General features: G+C 51.6%; 23 protein-coding genes. 10 read left to right on the top strand and 13 right to left on the bottom strand.

Annotated elements, in window-relative coordinates; translation table 11 throughout:
* Positions 1-119: 119 nt before the first annotated feature.
* The 3 genes from pfkB (at position 120) to PGR23_RS15810 (ending at position 2,395) form a co-directional block, all read left to right on the top strand.
* Positions 120-1,052 (top strand): 6-phosphofructokinase II, encoded by a 933-nt coding sequence (pfkB, locus tag PGR23_RS15800; RefSeq protein ID WP_396279745.1) that lies wholly within the window; start codon positions 120-122, stop codon positions 1,050-1,052.
* A gap of 86 nt (positions 1,053-1,138) precedes the next feature.
* Positions 1,139-1,423 carry a type V toxin-antitoxin system endoribonuclease antitoxin GhoS gene (ghoS, locus tag PGR23_RS15805; RefSeq protein WP_047046721.1) on the top strand — a complete coding sequence of 95 codons (285 nt, stop codon included), beginning with the start codon at positions 1,139-1,141 and terminating at the stop codon, positions 1,421-1,423.
* Positions 1,424-1,528: 105 nt separating this feature from the next.
* Positions 1,529-2,395, top strand: coding sequence for a fructosamine kinase family protein (locus PGR23_RS15810; RefSeq protein WP_047046724.1), 867 nt, complete (start codon positions 1,529-1,531; stop codon positions 2,393-2,395).
* Between the two features lie 37 nt (positions 2,396-2,432).
* Here PGR23_RS15810 and tonB read toward each other — a convergent pair whose 3' ends face one another.
* A complete protein-coding gene (gene tonB / locus PGR23_RS15815) occupies positions 2,433-3,167 on the bottom strand; it encodes a TonB system transport protein TonB (RefSeq protein ID WP_047046726.1) in 735 nt (244 codons plus the stop codon).
* Positions 3,168-3,377: 210 nt separating this feature from the next.
* Between tonB and PGR23_RS15820 the strand changes: the two genes are divergently transcribed.
* Entirely contained in the window at positions 3,378-3,674 is a 297-nt protein-coding gene (locus PGR23_RS15820) for a YciI family protein (protein ID WP_015367051.1), read from the top strand.
* 52 nt (positions 3,675-3,726) lie between these two features.
* Here PGR23_RS15820 and PGR23_RS15825 read toward each other — a convergent pair whose 3' ends face one another.
* Positions 3,727-3,900: a YciY family protein gene (locus PGR23_RS15825; protein WP_086538044.1), complete on the bottom strand. Its 174-nt coding sequence runs from the start codon at positions 3,898-3,900 to the stop codon at positions 3,727-3,729.
* 144 nt (positions 3,901-4,044) lie between these two features.
* Between PGR23_RS15825 and cls the strand changes: the two genes are divergently transcribed.
* Together cls and PGR23_RS15835 are read left to right on the top strand one after the other, a co-directional pair.
* The gene (gene cls / locus PGR23_RS15830; protein WP_045397543.1) at positions 4,045-5,505 is read left to right on the top strand and encodes a cardiolipin synthase; all 1,461 of its coding nucleotides are present in this window, start codon (positions 4,045-4,047) and stop codon (positions 5,503-5,505) included.
* 34 nt (positions 5,506-5,539) lie between these two features.
* The gene (locus tag PGR23_RS15835; RefSeq protein WP_015367064.1) at positions 5,540-5,869 is read left to right on the top strand and encodes an HI1450 family dsDNA-mimic protein; all 330 of its coding nucleotides are present in this window, start codon (positions 5,540-5,542) and stop codon (positions 5,867-5,869) included.
* 68 nt (positions 5,870-5,937) lie between these two features.
* On the opposite strand, the gene PGR23_RS15840 is transcribed toward PGR23_RS15835, so the two are convergent.
* From PGR23_RS15840 to PGR23_RS15870, 7 genes are all read right to left on the bottom strand, one after another.
* Positions 5,938-6,804: an ion transporter gene (locus PGR23_RS15840; protein WP_045368707.1), complete on the bottom strand. Its 867-nt coding sequence runs from the start codon at positions 6,802-6,804 to the stop codon at positions 5,938-5,940.
* Between the two features lie 16 nt (positions 6,805-6,820).
* Positions 6,821-7,825: a murein tripeptide/oligopeptide ABC transporter ATP-binding protein OppF gene (gene oppF, locus PGR23_RS15845; RefSeq protein ID WP_015367066.1), complete on the bottom strand. Its 1,005-nt coding sequence runs from the start codon at positions 7,823-7,825 to the stop codon at positions 6,821-6,823.
* Positions 7,822-8,835, bottom strand: coding sequence for an ABC transporter ATP-binding protein (locus PGR23_RS15850; RefSeq protein WP_396279746.1), 1,014 nt, complete (start codon positions 8,833-8,835; stop codon positions 7,822-7,824). Before PGR23_RS15850 ends, oppF begins: the two co-directional genes overlap by 4 nt.
* A gap of 11 nt (positions 8,836-8,846) precedes the next feature.
* On the bottom strand, positions 8,847-9,755 hold the full coding sequence (oppC, locus tag PGR23_RS15855) for an oligopeptide ABC transporter permease OppC (RefSeq protein ID WP_015367068.1): 909 nt from the start codon (positions 9,753-9,755) through the stop codon (positions 8,847-8,849).
* Positions 9,756-9,769: 14 nt separating this feature from the next.
* On the bottom strand, positions 9,770-10,690 hold the full coding sequence (gene oppB, locus PGR23_RS15860; protein ID WP_015367069.1) for an oligopeptide ABC transporter permease OppB: 921 nt from the start codon (positions 10,688-10,690) through the stop codon (positions 9,770-9,772).
* An 84-nt stretch (positions 10,691-10,774) separates the two neighbouring features.
* Positions 10,775-12,406 (bottom strand): oligopeptide ABC transporter substrate-binding protein OppA, encoded by a 1,632-nt coding sequence (gene oppA, locus PGR23_RS15865; protein WP_045397547.1) that lies wholly within the window; start codon positions 12,404-12,406, stop codon positions 10,775-10,777.
* A gap of 753 nt (positions 12,407-13,159) precedes the next feature.
* Positions 13,160-13,807: a YchE family NAAT transporter gene (locus PGR23_RS15870; protein ID WP_045397549.1), complete on the bottom strand. Its 648-nt coding sequence runs from the start codon at positions 13,805-13,807 to the stop codon at positions 13,160-13,162.
* Between the two features lie 478 nt (positions 13,808-14,285).
* On the opposite strand from PGR23_RS15870, the gene adhE reads away from it, so the two are divergent.
* Complete coding sequence (adhE, locus tag PGR23_RS15875; protein ID WP_045397551.1) at positions 14,286-16,964, top strand: bifunctional acetaldehyde-CoA/alcohol dehydrogenase; 2,679 nt, start codon at positions 14,286-14,288, stop codon at positions 16,962-16,964.
* A 183-nt stretch (positions 16,965-17,147) separates the two neighbouring features.
* Here adhE and tdk read toward each other — a convergent pair whose 3' ends face one another.
* Positions 17,148-17,768 (bottom strand): thymidine kinase, encoded by a 621-nt coding sequence (tdk, locus tag PGR23_RS15880; RefSeq protein ID WP_045397553.1) that lies wholly within the window; start codon positions 17,766-17,768, stop codon positions 17,148-17,150.
* Positions 17,769-18,314: 546 nt separating this feature from the next.
* Here tdk and hns point away from each other — a divergent pair.
* Entirely contained in the window at positions 18,315-18,722 is a 408-nt protein-coding gene (hns, locus tag PGR23_RS15885) for a histone-like nucleoid-structuring protein H-NS (RefSeq protein ID WP_004103116.1), read from the top strand.
* 125 nt (positions 18,723-18,847) lie between these two features.
* Here hns and galU read toward each other — a convergent pair whose 3' ends face one another.
* The 3 genes from galU to rssA form a co-directional block, all read right to left on the bottom strand.
* Positions 18,848-19,750, bottom strand: coding sequence for a UTP--glucose-1-phosphate uridylyltransferase GalU (gene galU, locus PGR23_RS15890; protein ID WP_045397556.1), 903 nt, complete (start codon positions 19,748-19,750; stop codon positions 18,848-18,850).
* Positions 19,751-19,948: 198 nt separating this feature from the next.
* Positions 19,949-20,962 (bottom strand): two-component system response regulator RssB, encoded by a 1,014-nt coding sequence (gene rssB / locus PGR23_RS15895; protein WP_045397559.1) that lies wholly within the window; start codon positions 20,960-20,962, stop codon positions 19,949-19,951.
* 89 nt (positions 20,963-21,051) lie between these two features.
* On the bottom strand, positions 21,052-21,951 hold the full coding sequence (gene rssA / locus PGR23_RS15900; protein WP_045397562.1) for a patatin-like phospholipase RssA: 900 nt from the start codon (positions 21,949-21,951) through the stop codon (positions 21,052-21,054).
* Between the two features lie 110 nt (positions 21,952-22,061).
* On the opposite strand from rssA, the gene PGR23_RS15905 reads away from it, so the two are divergent.
* A complete protein-coding gene (locus tag PGR23_RS15905) occupies positions 22,062-22,520 on the top strand; it encodes a YchJ family protein (RefSeq protein WP_045397568.1) in 459 nt (152 codons plus the stop codon).
* Positions 22,521-22,564: 44 nt separating this feature from the next.
* A complete protein-coding gene (gene purU, locus PGR23_RS15910) occupies positions 22,565-23,407 on the top strand; it encodes a formyltetrahydrofolate deformylase (RefSeq protein WP_045397565.1) in 843 nt (280 codons plus the stop codon).
* Positions 23,408-23,545 lie beyond the last annotated feature (138 nt).

Below are 23,545 nucleotides of genomic sequence, written 5' to 3' on the forward strand. Positions count from 1 at the left end.
ATTTCATAAAGATAAAAACATAGACATCTTTGTAAATCCGCGGCCCGCCCCGCTTCCCCTCACTCCATTTCGGTGCCATGCTTAAAAAAGCAGCTTTATTCGTATTAAGGAGGAACAGGATGACCAAAATTTATACGCTCACGCTAGCCCCATCACTCGACAGCGCAACGCTGACGCCGCAAATTTACCCCGAAGGCAAATTACGCTGTAGCGCTCCGGTTTTCGAACCCGGCGGTGGCGGTATCAACGTCGCCCGGGCGATTACTTTTCTGGGCGGTAAAGCGACGGCGATTTTTCCGGTTGGGGGCGCCACCGGCGAGCATCTTTCAGCCCTGATGGCTGACGAGCAGGTCCCGGTCGAAACAGTAGAAACCCGCGACTGGACGCGGCAAAACTTACATGTGCATGTCGATGCCAGCGGCGAACAATATCGCTTTGTCATGCCCGGCGCGGCGCTAACCGAAGATGAATTCCGCCGCCTGGAAGAGAAAGTGCTGGCGATTGAGTCCGGTTCTCTGCTGGTTATCAGCGGCAGTCTGCCGCCCGGCATCAGCGTCGGGCATCTGACTCAACTGGTAAAAAATGCCCAGCAACACGGGCTGCGTTGCATCATCGACAGCTCTGGCGATGCGCTGGCCGCCGCGCTGGACGTTGGCAATATCGAACTGGTCAAACCTAACCAGAAAGAACTCAGCGCGCTGGTACAGCGCGACCTCAGCCAGCCGGACGATGTGCGCAATGCCGCGCTGGAGCTCATCCGCTCCGGAAAAGTACGCCGGGTAGTGGTTTCGCTGGGCCCGCAGGGGGCGCTGGGGGTTGATTCCAACGGTAGCGTACAGGTGGTGCCGCCGCCGATGAAAAGCCAAAGCACCGTCGGCGCCGGCGACAGTATGGTCGGCGCGATGACTTTGCGTCTCGCCGAGCACGCCTCGCTGGAAGATATGGTCCGCTTTGGCGTCGCCGCCGGCAGCGCCGCCACGATTAACCACGGCACCCGTCTCTGTTCCTTAGCCAATACGCAGAAAATCTACGATTACCTGTGTGGCCGCTAGTCTCGCCCCCCTTCGCTCCGGTGAAGGGGGTCAATTCGCCATCATGGTCTATGCTAGAAATTCCATGCATAACAACAGAGTGAAAAATGAGCAACGATATTACCGCGCACGTGATCACCGTTAAATTTCAGGAACAGGCGCTGACCGAGATAAATGAGCTCAGCAATCATTTCATCCGCGCAGGTTTTGTCCTGACGCTCAACGATGATGATGGCAAAACTCATGAATTAGGCACCAACACATTTGGCCTGCTGAGCGCGCAGAGCGCCGACGACGTCCGGGCTTTAAGCGCAGGTCTTGCGGAAACGGCCTTAGGCAGACCGGCAGAGATCGCCATCACCACATTTAGCGAATGGTTAAAAGCTCAATAAGTGCGATCGCCACCGCTGAAGGCGCCAGTTGTGCGTTAGCTCGTACTTTACGGCCAGGTTATACGCTAACCTTATGATATGGTGGAAAACATGGGGAGAGACAGCATGTGGCAAGCTATTAGCAATTTGTTAAGCGAGCAGCACACTGACGGCGCTGAAATCGAACTGCGCAACGAGCTACCCGGCGGAGAAATCCATGCCGCCTGGCATTTACGTTTTGGCGGGAAAGATTATTTCGTCAAATGCGATGAACGCGAGCTGCTCCCCATTTTTACCGCGGAAGCCGATCAGCTGGAGCTGCTCTCGCGCTGTAAAACCGTTAGCGTTCCGCAGGTCTTCGCCGTCGGCAGCGATCGGGATTACAGCTTTCTGGTGATGGAATATTTACCGCCGCGCCCGCTGGATGCACATAACGCGTTTCTTCTCGGTCAGCAAATTGCCCATTTACATCAGTGGAGCGATCAGCCGCAGTTTGGCCTTGATTTTGACAACGATCTGTCGACGACCCCGCAGCCGAATGCCTGGCAGCGCCGCTGGTCAACGTTTTTCGCTGAACAACGCATTGGCTGGCAGCTGGAGCTAGCGGCGGAAAAAGGGCTGCACTTCGGCGATATCGACAGCATTGTCGACACCGTACAGCGGCGGCTCAGCAACCATCAGCCGCAGCCTTCTTTATTACATGGCGACTTGTGGTCAGGGAACTGCGCGCTGGGGCCCAATGGCCCGTATATTTTCGATCCGGCGTGTTATTGGGGCGATCGCGAATGCGATTTGGCTATGCTGCCACTTCATCCGGAACAGCCGCCGCAGATTTATGACGGTTACCAGTCGGTCTCGCCGCTGCCTGCTGGCTTCCTTGAACGACAACCGATTTACCAGCTATATACCTTACTTAATCGGGCGATTCTGTTCGGCGGCCAACACCTGGTTACCGCGCAAAAAGCGCTCGATGAAGCCCTGCAAGAAGCGTAAAAAAAGGCCCTCAAAGGGGCCTTTTTCATCAGCAGGATTAATCCATTTTCACGCCATTTAAGCGGAATTGGATGTTCATCGTCAGGCCAGTACCCGGTCTGCCAGGCTCGTAGCGCCATTTACGCATCGCTGTTTTGACATCACGCTCAAACATATTGGCCGGCTTGGCGGAGACTATCTGGATGTTCTCCACGCGACCATCGGCAGTAACATCAAATTTCACGCTCACGTCACCTTCAATACGTAGCGCCTGCGCACGTTGCGGGTAAGAAGGGTCGCCGCGTTTCAACGCTTTAGGACCGCTCGGCGCGGTGGTCATCGGTTTTGCCGTTGCCGCCGTCGTACTCGGGGCGGTACGCGCAGGCGCCGTATTGTTATTCTCAAACGGCGAGACCGGACGCGGCTCAGCGGGTTTCACCTCACGTTTCGGCTCGACCTTTTTCTCTGGCTTAGGCTTTGGTTTCGGCTTAGGTTTGGGCTTCGGCTCCGGTTTGTGGATTACCACTGGCGCCTCTTTTGGCGGCTCAGGCACCACTTCAGGTTCCGGCTCCGGTTCAACAACGGGTTCAACGACCGGCTGCGCCGCCTGTGGAGGCTCTAAATCCGCCGGCGCCACCATCGTTATTTCGATTGGCTGTGAAGGCGAAGGCTTTTCAATAACCTGATGTACCGAGGTATAAAGCAACCCCGCCACAACGGCACCGTGGATAGCCACGGACAGCAGCGTTGGCCACGGAAAGCGGCGAGGTAAATCAAGGGTCATTGCGCTCATAGTCGTTTCTGTTGAAAAATGATGCCCTGATTTTAAATGCAAATAGCAATCATATTCAATAAGACGTGTTATCTTGCATCAAATTTTGCCTCGTTTTGTGGAAAAAAACCGGCGTGCCGTGGCATGCTAAAGGCGTGCGCATCTTACATTGCTGCTCATAACGCTTTCACGTCACGTGATTTGCCTATTTTTTGATTAAGGAGCCTTGCCGTGCTTTACGTCATCTACGCAGAAGATATCGCCGATTCTCTGGAAAAACGCCAGGCGGTGCGCCCTGCCCATCTGGCGCGCCTACAACTATTACATGATGAAGGCCGTTTACTGACCGCAGGCCCGATGCCCGCGGTAGATAGCAATGAACCTGGCGCGGCAGGATTTAGCGGCTCAACGGTTATCGCAGAATTTGAATCGCTGGAAGCGGCGCAGTCCTGGGCCAACGATGACCCCTATATCGCCGCAGGCGTCTATCAGCACGTCTCGGTGAAACCTTACAAAAAAGTATTTTAATCACCCACTTAAAACACAGAGGCACCGCAAGCGGTGCCTTTCGTTTTAACTCTCAGAATTCAGAGAAGGTGAACAGCAAAGCATGACGCTGCCGTTTGACCAGGCACTTCCTGATTGAAAGAATCCGCATGTTGCGGCGAGATTGGGCTTCCAGCCAGCGCGATTTACGGCGACTTACTTGTCTAAGCATGCGCCAGCGCCCTACTTCCGTTCTACTACGCTTCATTGCTACTACTCTACGAGTGAAAAACAGCCCTCATTATAAACCGATGAATCTGTCTGACCATCGCTTTCGCTGCGTTTTTATTTGCCAGATGGATGATGATGCGTAAACTCATGGCATCGGGCTATTCAAAAGGATTTTTCATCTATGACAACCTTTTACACGGTCGTAAACTGGCTGGTCATTCTTGGTTACTGGCTACTGATTGCCGGCGTTACATTACGCATTCTAATGAAACGTCGCGCAGTGCCTTCCGCCATGGCATGGTTACTGATTATTTACATCCTGCCGCTGGTGGGAATTATCGCTTACCTCTCTTTCGGCGAACTGCATCTTGGTAAGCGTCGAGCCGAGCGCGCTCGCGCCATGTGGCCCTCCACCGCCAAATGGCTAACGGACCTGAAAAGCTGCAAACATATTTTTGCTGAAGAAAATAGCCCGGTTGCCGAATCACTGTTCAAACTGTGCGAACGTCGCCAGGGAATCGCTGGCGTAAAAGGTAACCAGCTACAGCTGCTGACCGAATCTGATGATGTCATGCAGGCGCTGATTCGAGACATCCAGCTGGCGCGGCATAACATCGAAATGGTGTTCTACATCTGGCAGCCCGGCGGGATGGCCGACCAGGTGGCGGAATCGCTGATGGCAGCCGCACGACGCGGCGTGCATTGCCGGCTGATGCTCGATTCGGCCGGTAGCGTCGCCTTTTTCCGCAGCCCGTGGGCGGCAATGATGCGTAACGCCGGTATCGAGGTGGTCGAAGCGCTAAAAGTGAATCTAATGCGTGTATTTTTACGCCGTATGGATCTGCGTCAGCACCGTAAAATGGTGATGATTGACAACTATATTGCCTACACCGGTAGCATGAATATGGTTGACCCGCGCTACTTCAAACAGGATTCCGGCGTCGGCCAATGGGTCGATCTGATGGCGCGAATGGAAGGTCCGGTGGCGACGGCGATGGGTATCGTCTACTCCTGCGACTGGGAAATTGAGACCGGCAAGCGAATTTTGCCGCCGCCGCCGGACGTCAACATCATGCCGTTTGAGGAAGCCAATGGACATACCATCCATACCATTGCTTCTGGTCCCGGCTTCCCGGAAGATTTGATTCATCAGGCGTTGTTAACCGCAGCCTATGCGGCGAAAGAACATCTGATCATGACCACCCCCTACTTCGTCCCCAGCGATGATTTACTGCACGCCATCTGTACCGCCGCCCAACGCGGTGTCGAGGTGAGTATTATCATGCCGCGTAAAAACGACTCCTTGCTGGTAGGCTGGGCCAGTCGCGCCTTCTTCACTGAACTGCTTGCCGCTGGCGTGAAAATTTACCAATTCGAAGGCGGTCTGCTACATACCAAAAGCGTGCTGGTGGATGGCGAATTGAGCCTGGTCGGTACCGTTAATCTCGATATGCGCAGCCTGTGGCTTAATTTCGAGATCACGCTGGCGATCGACGACGTGGGCTTCGGCGGAGACCTGGCGGCGGTACAGGACGATTACATCTCCCGATCGCGCCTGCTGGATGCAAAACTGTGGGCCAAACGTCCGCTATGGCAGCGGATCGCAGAGCGACTGTTTTACTTCTTCAGCCCGTTGCTGTAAAACGTGCCCATCAGATGCTTAACGGGTAGCAATCATGGATATGGATTTAAACAATCGCCTGACCGAAGACGAAACGCTCGAACAGGCCTACGATATCTTTCTTGAGCTGGCGGCAGATAACCTAGACCCAGCGGATATCATTCTTTTCAATCTGCAGTTTGAAGAGCGCGGCGGCGCCGAGCTGTTTGACCCGGCGGAAGACTGGCAGGAGCATGTCGATTACGACCTCAATCCAGATTTCTTCGCCGAAGTTGTCATTGGCCTGGCCGATACCGATGGCGGTGAGATCAACGATATCTTCGCTCGCGTTCTGCTGTGCCGCGAAAAAGATCACAAGCTGTGCCACATTCTGTGGCGTGAATAAGCATTTAGCTAATGCGCCTGTAAAAAAGCCTGCCGACGGTAACATCGGCAGGCTTTTTGTTTTATACGTTATTGCGGTAATTCTGTTCCGCAGGCGTGGCAGAAACGGGCGTTTTTATCATGCTCGGCGTTATTGCAGTTTGGGCAAACGCGGCGGGCGCGTCGGTTTTGCAGCGCCGTAGTCATATGTGTCGTTATCAGCCCGGTTGGAATGGCGATGATAGAATAACCGATGAGAATTAACACCGAGGCGAGTATCCGCCCTAGCGGCGTATGCGGCGTAATGTCGCCATACCCCACGGTAGTAATGGTGACGATTGCCCAATAGACCGAAGCATTTAAGGTGGTAAACCCGTATTGCGGCCCTTCAATTAAATACATCAGCGAGCCGAAAATCACCATCACAATAGCAATAAACGAGTAGAACAGAATGAGCTGATGGCGGGCGCTGACGATAGCCCGCCAAAAAATATTCAGCGACGGCATAAAACGCAGCAGTTTAAGAATACGCAGCGCGCGGATAACCCGCATGGCCCGCCAGGCAAAAACATACTCGAGGCTCATTTCCGGCCATAGCCACATCACATACAGCGGCAAAACGGTCGCCAGATCGATAAATCCCCAGAAGCTGAAGATATAGCGCAGCGGATTCGGCCAGCTTATAACGCGTAAAATATATTCCGCGGTGAAGACCGCGGTGACCCCCAACTCCAGCCAGACAAAAATATGCCATTCATCAAGCGACAGGTGATACTGCGAACCGAGCCCGGACTCAACAAAAATAATGACCACGCTCAACAGGGCGAATAAACCGCAAAGCCCTTCAAAACGGCGGCCGGAGCGACGAGTTTGATCGAAAAGTAAGTGGTAAAGCCGCAAACGGGCGGCGGAAAGCGAAACTGCCACGTTAACCTCACAATAAAAAAGGGCTGACATCAGTCAGCCCAAGTGATTATAACGGGTCTACCTTCAGGCAGGAAACCGCATGGCGGAAACTGCCTTCCAGCACCGGACGCGTTTTGGCGCATTCGGGCCCGGCCAATGGACATCGGGTGCGGAACACGCAACCCGAAGGCGGATTAATCGGCGAAGGCAACTCCCCTTCCAGCAGTTGGATGGTTTTATTCTTCTCAAGATCAGGATCCGGCACCGGTACGGCCGACATCAGCGCTTTGGTATAAGGATGCAGCGGATTATGGTACACCTCATCATAGGTACCTAACTCCACCGCATGACCCAAATACATGACCAGCACGCGGTCGGAAATATGTTTTACTACCGCCAGGTCATGGGCAATAAAAATCAACGACAGCCCCATCTCCCGCTGCAGTTGTTGTAGTAAGTTCACCACCTGCGCCTGGATGGAAACATCCAGCGCCGATACCGGCTCATCGCAAATAATCAACTTAGGCTCAAGGATCAGCGCGCGAGCGATACCAATGCGCTGACACTGGCCGCCGGAGAATTCGTGCGGATAGCGGTTAATCAGGTTCGGCAGCAGTCCGACCTTCATCATCATCGCCTTCACGCGATCGCGCACTTCCTGACGTGGCATCTTCGGGTGATAGGTCCGCAGCGGTTCAGCGATGATTTCGCCAATGGTCATACGCGGATTCAGCGATGCTAAAGGATCCTGGAAGATCATCTGGATATCGCTGCGCACGTCGCGCCACTCTTCCGGCTTCATGCCTAACAGATCTTTTCCAAGCCAGGCCACTTTACCGTCGGTAGCTTTCACCAGGCCGATGATGGCGCGGGCGAAGGTCGATTTACCGCAGCCGGATTCACCAACCACCCCGAGCGTTTCGCCTTCATACAGGCGCAGAGTAACGCCATCCACCGCTTTGAGCGTTTTTGACGGCTGCCAGAACCATTGCTTACCATCTTTAATATCAAAATGTACTTTCAGGTCAGCAATTTCGAGCAACACTTTTCTTTGTTCGATCACGGCGTTCATAGCAGATCCCCTACCGGTTTAAAGCAGGCGCGCAGGCGACCTGGCGCAAACGACTCCAGAGGCGGAGCGCTATTACAGATTTCCATAGCATGCGGACAGCGCGGCTGGAACGGACATCCTTTCGGCAGACGCAGCAGGTTCGGCGGGTTGCCGGGAATCGTCAGCAAGGAATCGCCTTCGCCATCGAGACGCGGTACCGCATTGAGCAAACCGATCGAGTACGGGTGCGACGGTTGGTAGAACACATCGCGCGCCTGACCGTATTCCATGGTACGCCCGGCATACATCACCAGTACCTTATCGCAGATCCCCGCCACCACGCCGAGGTCGTGGGTAATCATAATAATCGCGGTGTTAAACTCGCGCTTCAGCTCGTTAAGCAGGGTCATGATCTGTGCCTGCACGGTGACGTCCAACGCGGTGGTCGGTTCATCGGCAATCAGCAGTTTTGGCCGACATAACAGCGCCATGGCGATCATCACGCGCTGGCGCATCCCGCCGGAGAACTCGTGCGGGAACATCTTCATGCGCTTACGCGCTTCCGGCATCTTCACCGCATCGAGCATCCGTACCGACTCTTCAAAAGCCGCGGCTTTGCTCAGCCCTTTATGCAGCATCAGCACTTCCATCAGCTGCTCGCCGACCCGCATATAAGGGTTCAACGACGTCATCGGATCCTGGAAAATCATCGAAATCTGTTCGGCACGCAGCTTATTCAGATCACGCTCCGGCAAATTGAGGATTTCACGACCGTTAAAAGTGGCGGAACCACCGATATGGCCATTCGCCGCCAGCAGCCCCATTAAGGCGAATGCCGTTTGCGATTTACCGGAACCTGACTCACCGACGATACCTAATGTTTCACCAGCCCGCAGGTTAAAATTCAGATCGTTAACCGCGGTGACATCGCCATCCGGCGTTTTAAACGTCACCCGAAGATCCTTCACATCCAGCAGCAGACCGCTTTGCTGCGCGGCCTTCGGCGCTTTAGTCATTTCAATTGTGCTCATGACGGCGCTCCTTAGCGGTCTTTCGGGTCGAGGGCATCACGCAGGCCATCGCCGATAAAGTTGAAACAGAACAGCGTTACCACCAGGAACCCGGCAGGGAACAATAACAGCCACGGCGAGACTTCCATTGAGTTGGCGCCATCACTGAGTAACGCGCCCCAACTGCTCAGCGGCTCCTGGGTACCAAGGCCGAGGAAGCTCAGGAAGGATTCGAACAGAATCATGCTGGGTACCAGCAGTGAAGCGTAAACCACCACCACGCCCAGGACGTTCGGCACGATATGACGAATAACGATATTCGCGGTGGAGACCCCGCCGACCTGCGCGGCTTCGATGAACTCTTTACGTTTCAGGCTTAGAGTCTGACCGCGTACGATACGCGCCATATCCAGCCAAGATACCATCCCGATCGCCACAAAGATCAGCAGGATGTTCTGACCAAAGAAGGTAACCAGCAGGATCACGAAGAACATGAACGGGAAGGAGTTGAGGATTTCCAGCAAACGCATCATCACCGAGTCCACTTTGCCGCCGAGATAACCGGAAAGTGAACCATAGAGGGTGCCGAGGATCACCGCCACCAGCGCTGCGGCCACGCCAACCATCAGCGAAATACGTCCGCCAATCGCTACGCGCACCAGCAGGTCGCGACCGGATGAATCGGTACCAAAATAGTGACCAGACTCCATATCCGGAGCGTTGGACATCATCCCCCAGTCGGTATCGAAATAGGAGAACTGCGACAACATTGGAGCGATAGTCACAAACAGCGCAATAATCACCAGCACAATCAGGCTGGCTACCGCCGCGCGGTTATGCATAAAGCGGCGACGCGCATCCTGCCACAGGCTACGGCCCTCAACCTCCAGCTTCTCACTGAAGTGCTCCAGCGCCTCGCTGTTTTTCTTACTTAACATCATGGCGAACTCCGGCTTCAGTAGCGAATTTTCGGATCGATAACGGCGTACAGCACGTCGACGATCGCGTTAAACAGAATGGTCAGTGCGCCGACCAGAATCGTCAGGCTGAGCACCAGCGAGTAGTCGCGGTTAAGCGCGCCGTTGACGAATAACTGGCCAATACCCGGCAGGCCGTAAATCGTTTCGATAACCATTGAACCGGTGATAATGCCGACGAACGCCGGACCCATATAGGAAAGCACCGGCAGCAGCGCAGGCTTCAGCGCGTGGCGGAAGATAATTCTGCGCATCGGCAGACCTTTCGCCCTTGCGGTGCGAATGAAGTTAGAGTGCAAAACTTCAATCATCGAACCGCGGGTGATACGGGCGATACTGGCAATATAGGCCAGCGATAACGCCACCATCGGCAGGATCATAAATTTCAGCGCCCCGCCGTTCCAGCCGCCGCCAGGCAACCAGTGCAGCGTGATGGCGAAAATCATCACCAGCAGCGGCGCCACCACGAAACTCGGTATGACGACGCCGGTCATTGCCACCCCCATCACCGCGTAGTCCCATTTGGTATTCTGTTTTAACGCGGCAATAACCCCGGCGCTGACGCCAAGAATCACGGCTAACAAGAAGGCAGCAAGGCCCAGTTTGGCGGAAACCGGGAAGCTTGATGCGACCAGATCGTTGACCGAATAATCTTTATATTTGAAGGAAGGACCGAAATCACCGTGCGCCAGTTGCTTCAGATAATTGAAGTACTGGGTCATGATGGGGTCGTTTAAATGATATTTCGCTTCAATATTCGCCATGACTTCCGGCGGCAGCGTGCGTTCACCGGTAAAAGGACTGCCCGGCGCGAGGCGCATCATGAAGAAAGAGATAGTAATAAGAATGAATAGCGTCGGAATCGCTTCCAGACAGCGACGTAATATGAATTTTAACATTGCCCGTACCTTCTGGCCTGTGCCTATCGAGTGCGATGAATTCAGACACGGTGGGGCAAGCTCAGCCTGCCCCACGTCTTGCCATTAATGTTTGATAATATAAAGGTTCTTCACGTAAATATTATCCAACGGGTCTTTACCGGTATAACCGCCAACCCACGGTTTAACCAGGCGCGCGTTCACATAGTAGTAAACAGGCACAATCGCGGAATCTTTATCCAGCTGTTGTTCCGACTGCGCGTACAGCTCGGCGCGTTTCGCTTCATCGGTGACCTGCAGGGTATCGCCGATGATCTTATCGAATGCCGGGCTCTTATAATGCGCCGTGTTGTTAGAGCTGTCGCTGAGCATGGTGTTCAGGAACGATGTCGGCTCGTTGTAATCAGCGCACCAGCCGGCGCGAGCGACGTCAAAGGTGCCCTGATGACGGCTATCGAGGAAGGTTTTCCACTCCTGATTTTCCAGCTTAACGTTAGCGCCAAGGTTTTTCTTCCAGATGGACGCCACGGCGATAGCCAGTTTTTTATGTAAATCGGAAGTGTTGTAGAGCAGATTAAAGGTCAGCGGTTTATCAGCGGTATAACCGGCTTCCGCCAGCAATTTTTTCGCTTCTTCATTACGCTTGTCCTGAGACCATTTGAACCACTCCGGCTCAACGAGTTTCATGCCGTCGGTGTATGGCGGGGTATAACTGTAAGCCGGCAGATCGCCCTGGTTTTTCACTTTATTGACGATAATATCGCGATCCAGCGCCAGCTTAAGCGCGGTACGGACGCGTACGTCGGTAAATGGCGCTTTCTGGTTATTGATTTCGTAATAATAAGTACACAGATAAGGATCGACGTGAACTTCTTTCGGGATCTCTTTTTTCAGCTTCTGGAACAGTTCAATCGGCATGTTGTTATAGGTCATGTCGATCTCGCCGCTGCGATAGCGGTTCACATCGGTAACTTCAGAAGAAATTGGCAGGTAAGTTACCTGGTTAATAACGGTTTTGGCGTTGTCCCAGTAATTCGTATTACGCTCGAGCACAATACGCTCGTTGACCACCCAGTCTTTTAATTTATAAGCGCCGTTGGTGACAATATTCGCCGGCTGAGTCCATTTCTCACCATATTTTTCAATGGCGGCTTTGGGTACTGGAGAAACGGATGGATGGACGAGGAGTTTATAGAAATAAGGAACCGGTTCGCTCAGCGTGACTTCAAACGTTTTGTCGTCAATCGCTTTGACGCCAAGGTCTGTTGCAGGTTTTTTGCCAGCGATAATCTCATCGACGTTGGCGACATGGCCGTACTGGAGATAGCTGGCGTAAGGAGATGCCGTTTTCGGATCGGCCAGACGCTGCCAGCTATAAACGAAATCTTGCGCGGTAACCGGTGAACCGTCGGACCATTTGGCATCCTTGCGGATATGGAAGGTCCAGACTTTAAAATCCTTGTTATCCCACGATTCGGCAACGCCCGGCACAGGATGGCCGTTAAGATCGCCAATCACTAACCCTTCAAACAGATCGCGGTTAACGTTGGACTCCGGGACGCCTTCAATTTTATGCGGATCCAGAGATTGCACCTCTGCCCCGTTATTACGCACCAGCGTTTGTTTATCCGCCAGTTGCACCCCAGCAGGAACATCTGCTGCCATAGCAACATTTGCGGTGATTAGCGCAGATAAAATTCCCGCCGCTACCAGACTTTTTTTAGTGATGATGGTCATGTGTTGTTACTCCACTCATTATAATTACTGGTTATTTAACCAGCCTGTTATTTTTCCCTTAAAGGGATTCTGTACAGTGCAGGAGTCTTTGCCGCTGTCAGATTCTACTGCTTGCTATCACCGACTTATTTATTACGACCGCTCAAACGGCAGCCTTGACGTCGATTCTTTATCCCCCTGTCCAGAGGGGAATTCCGGCACAATGAGTTATGTAATAATAATTCTCATTTGTGCACATTATTTAGTTAGCGATCAGGCCGGAAAGTACCAAAACGGTTTCATGTCCGCCAATGCAATTTGCAAATATGTTACCGGATTCTCTTTTATTGTTTTTTTAGCCGCACTTAACGTAAGACTTATCATGTTAAAAAAGCAAAAATATTGCTTTTAATCAGCAAGATAGGAACACCCTGTCATTTTGCGTTCCCGCTCTGCGCGCAAAGTTGCTTTTTTGCACAATAATTTAACAATTGTCTAATTTTTAGCACATTAATCTGCTGTCTCGCAGAAATTACTAATATCATTTCAATGATCCGACAGCAAGCGCCAGAGAATGATGTGACGAAAATAACAGTGATGAGGGGAGAAAGACAGTACGGCGAGATAGAATAAAAACGACTAACCATATGATAAATATAAAATTAAATCATAATTGGTAAAAGTTATAGTTTGTCTTTTATATCAGCTGCAGAAATAAGTTTTGCTAATAATCTTTCAAACGCGAGGCCCCACGCCCCGCGCCTGCCAAGTAAGTTACCCTGTCAATCCAGGAAACAGCGCTTTAATCCCGGTGACGATAAACTCAATCCCTAAAGCCATCAGCAACAGACCCATGATACGAGTAATGACGTTAATCCCGGTCTGCCCTAACAATCTGACCAACCACGGCGCCATGCGGAAAATTCCCCAACAACAGGCGGCAAACAGCGCAATGGCGATTGAAAAACCGATCAGGTGGGCAATGGAGTGATAGCGAGTCCCCCAAACGATCGTGGAGCTTATCGCCCCCGGCCCCGCCATTAAAGGTAACGCTAACGGTACGACCCCGATACTTTCCCGAATAGCCGTCTCCGACTTCTCCTGTTTGTTTTGTTTATCTTCACCGAGTTTGCCGCTAATCATCGACATGGCGATAGTCACCACCAGGATCCCACCCGCAATACGGAAAGAATCAATAGAGATGCCGAAAATTTGCAAGATGCCATCGCCAAGGAAGAGCGAGGTAAGGAGAATGATAGCCACCGACAGATTAGCCGTCAGATTCGTCTTATTCCGCACCAGCGCCGTCTGGTAGCTGGTCATGCTAATGAAAACCGGGATGATGCCGACCGGGTTGACCAGCGCGAAAAGGCCGATAAAAAATTTGAAATAAACAGCGAAATCAAACAACGGTAGGGTCACAGTGAACTCCGCAGCACCATTAAAAAAGGCTGTTGACAGTGTCAGTACAAATTAATTTGGCAGAAGATACCCTTTTCATAGCCACAATTCATCTCAAATATGCAGCCGCGGCTGTTTGCTTTTATTTGTTATATATTTGTTTAGCGGATGGGCTTTATTCATTAAATATGCATACATTATCACTCCCCATCATCTAACTGGTCAATTATTGCCCTGCTGAAAGGTATCAGCATCGCCAAATATTGATCTAAATCACGTAATTCATACTCAGAAGTGAGTAATCTTGGCTACATCAAGAGAGTGAAAGGCCGAAGTACCTGAGTGCGTAGTGAGACAAAGCTTTTTTAGTAAATCAGTGTGTTCAAAGCGTTAGAAATCTTTACGTTAACATTTACATGCAAGCTGTTAACAGCCTGTCTATAATGTCGAATCGAGCTACTGTTTTACTAAAAAAGTTTAACATTATCAGGAGAGCATTATGGCTGTTACTAATGTCGCTGAACTTAACGCACTTGTAGAGCGCGTAAAAAAAGCCCAGCGTGAATATGCCAGTTTCACTCAAGAACAAGTTGATAAGATCTTCCGTGCCGCCGCTCTGGCCGCTGCAGATGCTCGAATCCCTCTCGCAAAAATGGCCGTTGCCGAATCCGGCATGGGTATTATTGAAGATAAAGTGATCAAAAACCACTTCGCCTCCGAATATATCTACAACGCCTATAAAGATGAAAAAACCTGTGGCGTCCTGTCTGAAGACGACACTTTCGGTACCATCACCATTGCTGAACCAATCGGTATTATTTGCGGTATCGTTCCGACTACCAACCCGACCTCAACGGCTATCTTCAAATCGCTGATCAGCCTGAAGACGCGTAACGCCATTATCTTCTCCCCGCACCCGCGTGCTAAAGACGCTACCAACAAAGCGGCTGACATCGTATTGCAGGCGGCGATTGCTGCCGGTGCGCCGAAAGATCTGATTGGTTGGATCGACCAACCTTCAGTAGAACTGTCTAATGCGCTGATGCACCACCCTGACATCAACCTGATCCTCGCCACCGGTGGCCCAGGTATGGTTAAAGCTGCTTACAGTTCTGGTAAACCAGCTATCGGCGTTGGTGCAGGTAACACGCCGGTTGTTATCGATGAAACTGCCGATATTAAACGCGCAGTAGCGTCCGTACTGATGTCAAAAACCTTCGATAACGGCGTTATCTGTGCTTCTGAACAGTCTGTTGTTGTTGTCGACTCGGTCTACGATGCCGTTCGCGAACGTTTTGCCAGCCACGGCGGCTACCTGCTGCAGGGCAAAGAATTGAAAGCCGTTCAGGACATCATCCTGAAAAATGGCGCGCTGAATGCGGCGATCGTTGGTCAACCGGCGGCAAAAATCGCTGAACTGGCAGGCTTCACCGTGCCGGCCACCACTAAGATTCTGATCGGCGAAGTTACCGACGTTGACGAAAGCGAACCGTTCGCTCACGAAAAACTGTCCCCGACTCTGGCAATGTACCGGGCGAAAGATTTCGAAGACGCGGTCGATAAAGCAGAAAAACTGGTCGCCATGGGCGGTATCGGTCACACCTCTTGCCTGTACACCGACCAGGACAACCAGCCGGCTCGCGTGGCCTACTTCGGCCAGATGATGAAAACCGCGCGTATCCTGATCAACACCCCGGCTTCTCAGGGTGGTATCGGCGACCTGTATAACTTCAAACTCGCACCTTCCCTGACTCTGGGTTGTGGTTCCTGGGGTGGTAACTCCATCTCTGAAAACGTTGGTCCGAAACACCTGATCAACAAGAAAACCGTTGCTAAGCGAGCTGAAAACATGTTGTGGCATAAACTTCCGAAATCTATCTACTTCCGTCGTGGCTCTCTGCCAATCGCACTGGATGAAGTGATTACTGATGGTCACAAACGCGCGCTGATTGTGACTGACCGCTTCCTGTTCAACAACGGTTATGCAGACCAGATCACTTCCGTACTGAAAGCGGCTGGCGTAGAAACCGAAGTGTTCTTTGAAGTTGAAGCTGACCCAACTCTGACCATCGTGCGTAAAGGCGCGGACCTGGCCAACTCCTTCAAACCAGACGTAATCATTGCGCTGGGCGGCGGTTCCCCGATGGATGCAGCCAAAATCATGTGGGTTATGTATGAGCATCCGGAAACCCACTTCGAAGAACTGGCGCTGCGCTTTATGGATATCCGTAAACGTATCTACAAGTTCCCGAAAATGGGCGTTAAAGCGAAGATGGTTGCCATCACCACGACTTCCGGTACCGGCTCTGAAGTGACTCCGTTCGCCGTGGTAACCGACGATGCAACTGGACAGAAATATCCGCTGGCCGATTACGCGCTGACTCCGGATATGGCGATTGTCGATGCCAACCTGGTCATGGATATGCCGAAGTCCCTGTGCGCCTTCGGTGGTCTGGACGCCGTGACTCATGCCCTGGAAGCTTACGTCTCCGTACTGGCTTCCGAGTTCTCTGATGGTCAGGCTCTGCAGGCGCTGAAACTGCTGAAAGAGTATCTGCCGGCCTCTTACCACGAAGGTTCTAAGAACCCGGTAGCCCGCGAACGTGTGCACAGTGCCGCCACTATCGCCGGTATCGCGTTTGCTAACGCCTTCCTGGGCGTGTGCCACTCTATGGCGCACAAACTGGGCTCACAGTTCCACATTCCTCACGGTCTGGCGAACGCCCTGCTGATCTGCAACGTTATCCGCTATAACGCGAATGACAACCCGACCAAGCAGACCGCATTCAGTCAGTATGACCGTCCGCAGGCACGCCGTCGTTACGCCGAGATCGCAGACCACCTGGGTCTGAGCGCTCCGGGCGACCGCACTGCTGCGAAAATCGAGAAACTGCTGGCATGGCTGGAAAGCCTCAAAGCGGAGCTGGGTATTCCGAAATCTATCCGTGAAGCCGGTGTTCAGGAAGCTGATTTCCTGGCTCACGTTGATAAGCTGTCTGAAGACGCCTTCGATGACCAGTGCACCGGCGCTAACCCGCGCTACCCGCTGATCGCCGAGCTGAAACAGATTCTGCTGGACACCTACTACGGTCGTGACTTTGTCGAAGGCGAAGCAGCGGCTGTGAAAAAAGAAGCGGCTCCAGTCAAAGCTGAGAAAAAAGCGAAAAAATCCGCTTAATTCACGGCATTGATATGAACGAAGCCCCATCTATTGATGGGGCTTTTTTATATTCGTACTTTATTCGTGTTCACATACAGAAGTACAAGAAGCAATACACTGGGTAATATCTGAATACAGGAACCGATTCCATAAAAGACAACAGGCGCCATACAGGCGCCTGAAGATAATGAAATTAAAGAATTATTCGCAGTGGCGCAGCTTACTTTGCACCTGGGTTAACGAACCGATATTCAACGCCTCTTTATAATGCTTACGGCATACGGAAACGTAGCGCTCATTACCGCCAATCACCACCTGCTCGCCCTCATTGTACGGGCGCCCCTCCTGGTCAAGACGCAAAACCATGCTTGCCTTTCGCCCACAGAAGCAAATAGTTTTTAATTCAACCAGCTTATCCGACCATGCCAACAAATACTGGCTACCGCTAAATAACTCACCGCGAAAGTCCGTACGCAAGCCGTAGCACAATACAGGGATATCGAGCTCATCCACCACTTCTGAGAGCTCGTGGACCTGTTCACGGGTCAGGAACTGGCTTTCGTCCACCAGCACGCAATGAATAGGCTGGCGGGCATGTTCTGACGCTATATCGGCATATAATGACGTCTGAGGATTATACAGCCGCGCCGGAGAAGACAGCCCGATTCGCGAGCTCACTTTGCCAGAACCAAAGCGGTCGTCGATTTCAGCGGTATAAACGACGGTACGCATCCCTCGTTCCTGGTAATTGTACGAAGACTGCAACAGTGCGGTAGACTTACCGGCATTCATTGCAGAATAGTAAAAATAAAGTTGTGCCATCGGCTGCGTAACCCCAATCAATGTGTTTTACTGCGCAATTGTATCATATATTACCGAGCCGACCGTGCTTTCACAGGGGGTATTGCCGACTTAACGATAATGCTTTACAAAAAATGAAACGGACGGTGAATGAATAGCTTCAGGCAAGACCGTTACTGCGCCAGCAGATACAAATCATTGTCGTTTTGTGCTTAAACCGCCATTCTCCGGACAACTATAATGGATTTTGGCCGCCAATTTATATTAAGCATCACCGTAACTAATGCGCTAAAACTGAAGAGTGATATTTATCCACGTAAAGTATAAATTTACTCTCGAAACGCAGGAAAACCATCCTGACTCATGGTTTTAGCGCCTGTGCGTATGCTTAAGCTATAAGCGAGAAGATGTGAAGTCGCGCGAAAATTTAACTTAAATTATTTAATCAACCAGACAAATAACAAGTAATTTTGAATTCCTTACATTCTCCCCTATTGCACATCTGATTTTATCGCTCTATTATTACTTCAACAAACCACCCCACAATATAAGTTTGAGATTACTACAATGAGCGAAGCACTTAAAATTTTGAACAACATCCGTACTCTTCGTGCGCAGGCAAGAGAATGCACCCTTGAAACGCTTGAAGAGATGCTGGAAAAATTAGAAGTTGTCGTTAACGAACGTCGCGAAGAAGAAAGCGCCGCTGCTGCAGAAATTGAAGAGCGCACTCGTAAACTGCAACAGTACCGCGAAATGCTGATCGCTGACGGTATTGATCCGAATGAACTGCTGAGCACCATGGCGGCAGTTAAAGCTGGCACCAAAACTAAACGTGCTGCACGTCCGGCTAAATACAGCTACGTTGATGAAAACGGCGAAACTAAAACCTGGACTGGCCAGGGTCGTACTCCGGCAGTCATCAAGAAAGCAATGGACGAGCAAGGTAAAACACTGGACGATTTCCTGCTCTAATTAGCTTTATGCTTGATATAAAAATCCCGCTTCGGCGGGATTTTTTTTATCGCTACACGCTTAAAGTAACAGGCATAAAAAAACCGGATCATCATCAGACGATCCGGTTGTTCTGCTGGCGAATATTACTTCGCGACCGCCTGCTCAAGCCAGGCTTTAAAGTCTTCGCCCAGAGTTTTATGGCGAACGCCATATTCTACGAAGGCCTGCATATAACCGAGCTTATTACCGCAGTCGTGGCTTTTGCCTTTCATGTGGTAGGCTTCAACGGTTTCTTTCTCGATCAGCATATCAATAGCATCAGTCAGCTGAATTTCATCGCCAGCTCCCGGAGGGGTTTTCGCCAGCAGCGGCCAAATATCGGCGCTCAGCACATAACGACCGACTACCGCCAGATTAGACGGCGCGACGTCTGCCTTCGGTTTCTCAACAACGCCAACCATCGGCACGCTTTCGCCAGGCTGCAGGCTTTCGCCCTTGCAGTCAACAACGCCATAGGCCGTAACGTCATCAACCGGCTCAACCATGATCTGGCTGGCGCCCGTCTCGTCAAAGCGAGCAATCATTTCCGCCAGGTTATCGCGGGTCAGATCGGATTCATATTCGTCCAGAATCACGTCCGGCAGAATAACCGCAACCGGTTCGTCGCCGACAACCGGATGCGCGCACAGCACCGCGTGGCCCAGACCTTTAGCCAGCCCCTGACGTACCTGCATGATGGTGACGTGCGGCGGACAAATAGACTGAACTTCTTCCAGAAGCTGACGTTTTACACGTTTTTCCAGCATCGCTTCGAGTTCGAAGCTGGTATCGAAATGGTTTTCAATAGAGTTTTTCGAAGAGTGTGTCACCAGAACAATTTCAGTAATCCCAGCGGCGATACATTCGTTAACAACATATTGGATTAATGGTTTATCTACCAGTGGCAGCATTTCTTTCGGAATAGCCTTGGTGGCGGGTAGCATCCTGGTGCCTAATCCCGCTACCGGGATAACAGCTTTTCTTACTTTAGAATTAAGGGCAGCCATTGAAATCTCCTGGACTGTTCGTTTTTTGAACTTAATCGTCAATAAATAACGCATCGAGTATATCAGTCTGATCAGATAAACCTGGTCTGAAAAGGTTTGGATACCCTCGAATTAGGACTTTTACGCATAAAACGCAGTGATAGTACCACCGGAAATGTAGGCCCGGTAATCCCACCTACTAAAAATAGATAGAATTGTTCAATCTGCAGACAACATCAGGCGTAAACGTCCCCCTGCTCCCCAAATTTGACACTGCCATGATGTGCAGCGCTGGCTAATTTGGTTGAGGTATGCGTTGCCCAACGTTCCTAACGGAACGCCGTTACTAATTTGAATTTTATGCTCTCCGGTATTCAGCGTGCCGTTAAGGCCAGCAGAAACCAGAATCAAATTTTTTAATCCGCTGTGATAATAACCAACCAACAATGGGAATTGGCCTGGTAAATTGGCCTGGCGGAGTAATTGGTTAACTTGTTTTAACAATGCGCCCATTTCCGGCAGTCGCTGCCCCTGATGAGCAAGCTGTTCTTGCAACAAACCATTAAACAAAGCGCGTAATAATAATGCGGCCAGAACGCCATTATCACCGGCACGGGTAACATCCAGGCAATAAAACGCCAGATCGTTTTCTGATAACGGCGCAATATCCAGCACCAGCCCCGGTTTATCCGCAGAGATAAGCTGACGGTAATGAATGCGACAATGAGATATCTCCTGCTGTACTGGCGGCTGAAGCTCCTGCAATAACCTTGACGCGGCCAGAGGATCGCTAACTAACGCATCCCAGTCTTCAAATAATCGCTCTTCCTCTTCTACTCGAGAACTAAACATTGTCGGGTAGAGACATGCATACACCGTTTCACGCAGGCGATTAAAATCTTTTACCGGCTTCAGTAAGACATCCTGCACGCCAAGACGCAGCGCTTTGGCAATGTCCGCCATGTTTTCGGTCGCGGAAATCATCAAAATAGGAAGTTGTTCACCCTGGTTGCGAACCTGTTCAACCAGCTCCAGGCCGTTCATTCTCGGCATCGAGATATCACAAATCATCAGATCCGGTTTCGAAATCGCGATTTGCTGCAGCGCCTCAATGCCGTCTTCCGCCTGGCGGATGGTCGCCCCCAGTGAAGTGAGCCAGCTATCCAGAAGAGAGCGGAAAACGGGTTCGTCTTCAACTATCAGAATCTGTTTTCCCGCCAATGGCTGCGTCATGTTCTCTCCCCTGGCTGACGATAATTAAATAGTGGCACGCTATTCACGCTATCGCCTGTCAGAATTTACTTAAGTGTTGGACAAGTGCGCTACGCGGAAGTGCGCACCAAGGGTAGTAATTCATCCATTTTTTTCTCAACGGCCAGCTGTCCTGCGGCCATCGCTTCGCCAGCACGATGAAAATCGAGAGTGGAGATTTGCGGACAAAACGGCTGTAGCAGGATATCTGGCGGATCGCCTGCCATACGATTACGTTTCAGGCGGTTTTCCAGCACCTGAATCGAGGTGGACATAATCTCCATCGCCGTGGGGGTTATTGTCGCACGACGAGAGCTCATTCTCCCCAACCGGGATCGCAGGCGGGAATGCCAACTTAGCTCTTCTATCGGCTCCGGACGCGGCGATTCGATTGATAATAGGTCCTGCTGCATAAGATGGGCGTCATGCTGGAGGTCAACGGCAATCACAATATCCGCCCCCAAGGCTCGCGTTAGCGAGACCGGGACCGGATTGACCACCGCACCATCTACCAGCCAGTAGCCGTTATGCATCACCGGCGACATCAGGCCCGGCATACTACAAGAAGCGCGGACCGCCATGTGCAGGTCACCTTCCGTAAACCATAATTCACGCCCGGTGCTCAGGTTTGTCGCCACGGCGGCAAAACGACGTTCGCACTCTTCGATTTGCGCAACAGGCATAATTTGCCGGTATTGATTGAACACCCGCTCGCCGCGTAACAAACCGCCGCGCCGCCAGGAGAGATCCATCAAGCGCAGCACATCCCAGTTGCTAAAGGAGCTAACCCACTTTTCCAACGCAGGGAGACGATTGCAGGCGTAAGCCGCACCGACTAAGGCACCAATAGAACATCCCGCCACTACATCGACATCAATTCCCGCCCGATGCAGCGCTTTTATCACGCCGATATGCGACCAACCGCGCGCGGCGCCAGCCCCTAGCGCTAAACCAATCTTCAACTTTCTCATTAGTACTGATACATATCCTTCCACTCCGAGCATGACATCAGCGCCATCGCTCAGTTAACATAATGCAGGTTGGCGCTCAGGCGCCGTCATTCTTTTCCATGGAGGCGATTTTGTCGCAATTATGCCCCTGTGGCAGCGCTCTCGAGTATAGCTCATGTTGCCAGCGATATCTGGACGGCGGTCAGCTAGCGCCGAGCCCGTCACAGCTGATGCGTTCCCGCTATAGCGCATTCGTGATGAAAGATGTCGATTATTTAATCAAAACCTGGCATCCGACCTGTGAAGCGTCACGTTTTCGCACCGATATTGAAAAAGGCTTTGCCAATACGCAATGGCTCGGCTTAACCGTTTTCGCCACCGATAACGGACGTAATCCCGACGAAGGCTTCGTCAGTTTTATCGCACGTTTTACTGAAGATAACCGCCCCGGCGCGATTATTGAACGTTCCAGATTCTTAAAAGAAAACGGACAGTGGTACTATATTGACGGCACCCGGCCATTAATTGGTCGTAATGACCCCTGCCCTTGCGGTTCAGGTAAAAAATTTAAAAAATGCTGCGGCCAGTAAGGCCCGGCATCAGCAATTGCAAACACAACAGGATTTCCCCCGCGATGCATTCATTACAACGTAAAGTACTACGCACCATTTGCCCTGATCAGAAAGGCCTCATCGCGCGTATCACGAATATCTGCTACAAACACGAGTTAAACATCGTGCAGAACAATGAGTTTGTCGACCACCGTACCGGTCGCTTCTTCATGCGTACCGAGCTCGAAGGTATTTTTAACGACGCCACACTGCTGGCCGACCTCGATAGCGCGCTGCCGGAAGGTTCAATTCGCGAACTCAACCCGGCCGGCCGTCGCCGGGTGGTGATTCTGGTCACCAAAGAAGCGCACTGTCTCGGCGATCTACTGATGAAAGCCAACTACGGTGGGCTGGATGTCGACATCGCCGCGGTAATCGGCAACCATGAAACGCTGCGCACGCTGGTGGAACGTTTCGGTATTCCTTTTGAGCTGGTGAGCCATGAAGGACTGAGCCGTGAAGAGCACGACCAGCGAATGGGCGATGCGATAGCCGCCCACGATCCGGACTACGTGGTACTGGCAAAGTACATGCGCGTACTTACTCCGGCGTTTGTCGCTCGTTTCCCGAACAAAATCATTAATATTCACCACTCGTTCCTGCCGGCGTTTATCGGTGCGCGTCCTTATCATCAGGCCTATGAGCGCGGAGTGAAGATCATCGGCGCCACCGCCCACTACGTGAATGATAATCTGGATGAAGGCCCAATCATCATGCAGGACGTGATTCACGTCGATCATACCTATACCGCCGAAGATATGATGCGCGCGGGGCGCGACGTTGAAAAAAACGTCTTAAGCCGAGCGCTTTATCAAGTGCTGGCGCAGCGCGTCTTTGTTTACGGTAACCGGACGATTATTCTTTAATCGACAGCGAAATGAATTGGTTAGCTTTACGGCGTTACGCGTAAAAATCAGGCAACCAGTTTAATTTTGTCAAAGGAATGCTTTACAGGGGCGCGTCATTTGGTATGATGCGCCCCGCTTCCCGAGAAGGGAGCAGGC

Origin of the sequence: Klebsiella sp. 141162 (genome assembly GCF_050600755.1) — a bacterium.
In the GTDB taxonomy this organism is placed as follows: Bacteria; Pseudomonadota; Gammaproteobacteria; order Enterobacterales; family Enterobacteriaceae; genus Klebsiella; species Klebsiella aerogenes.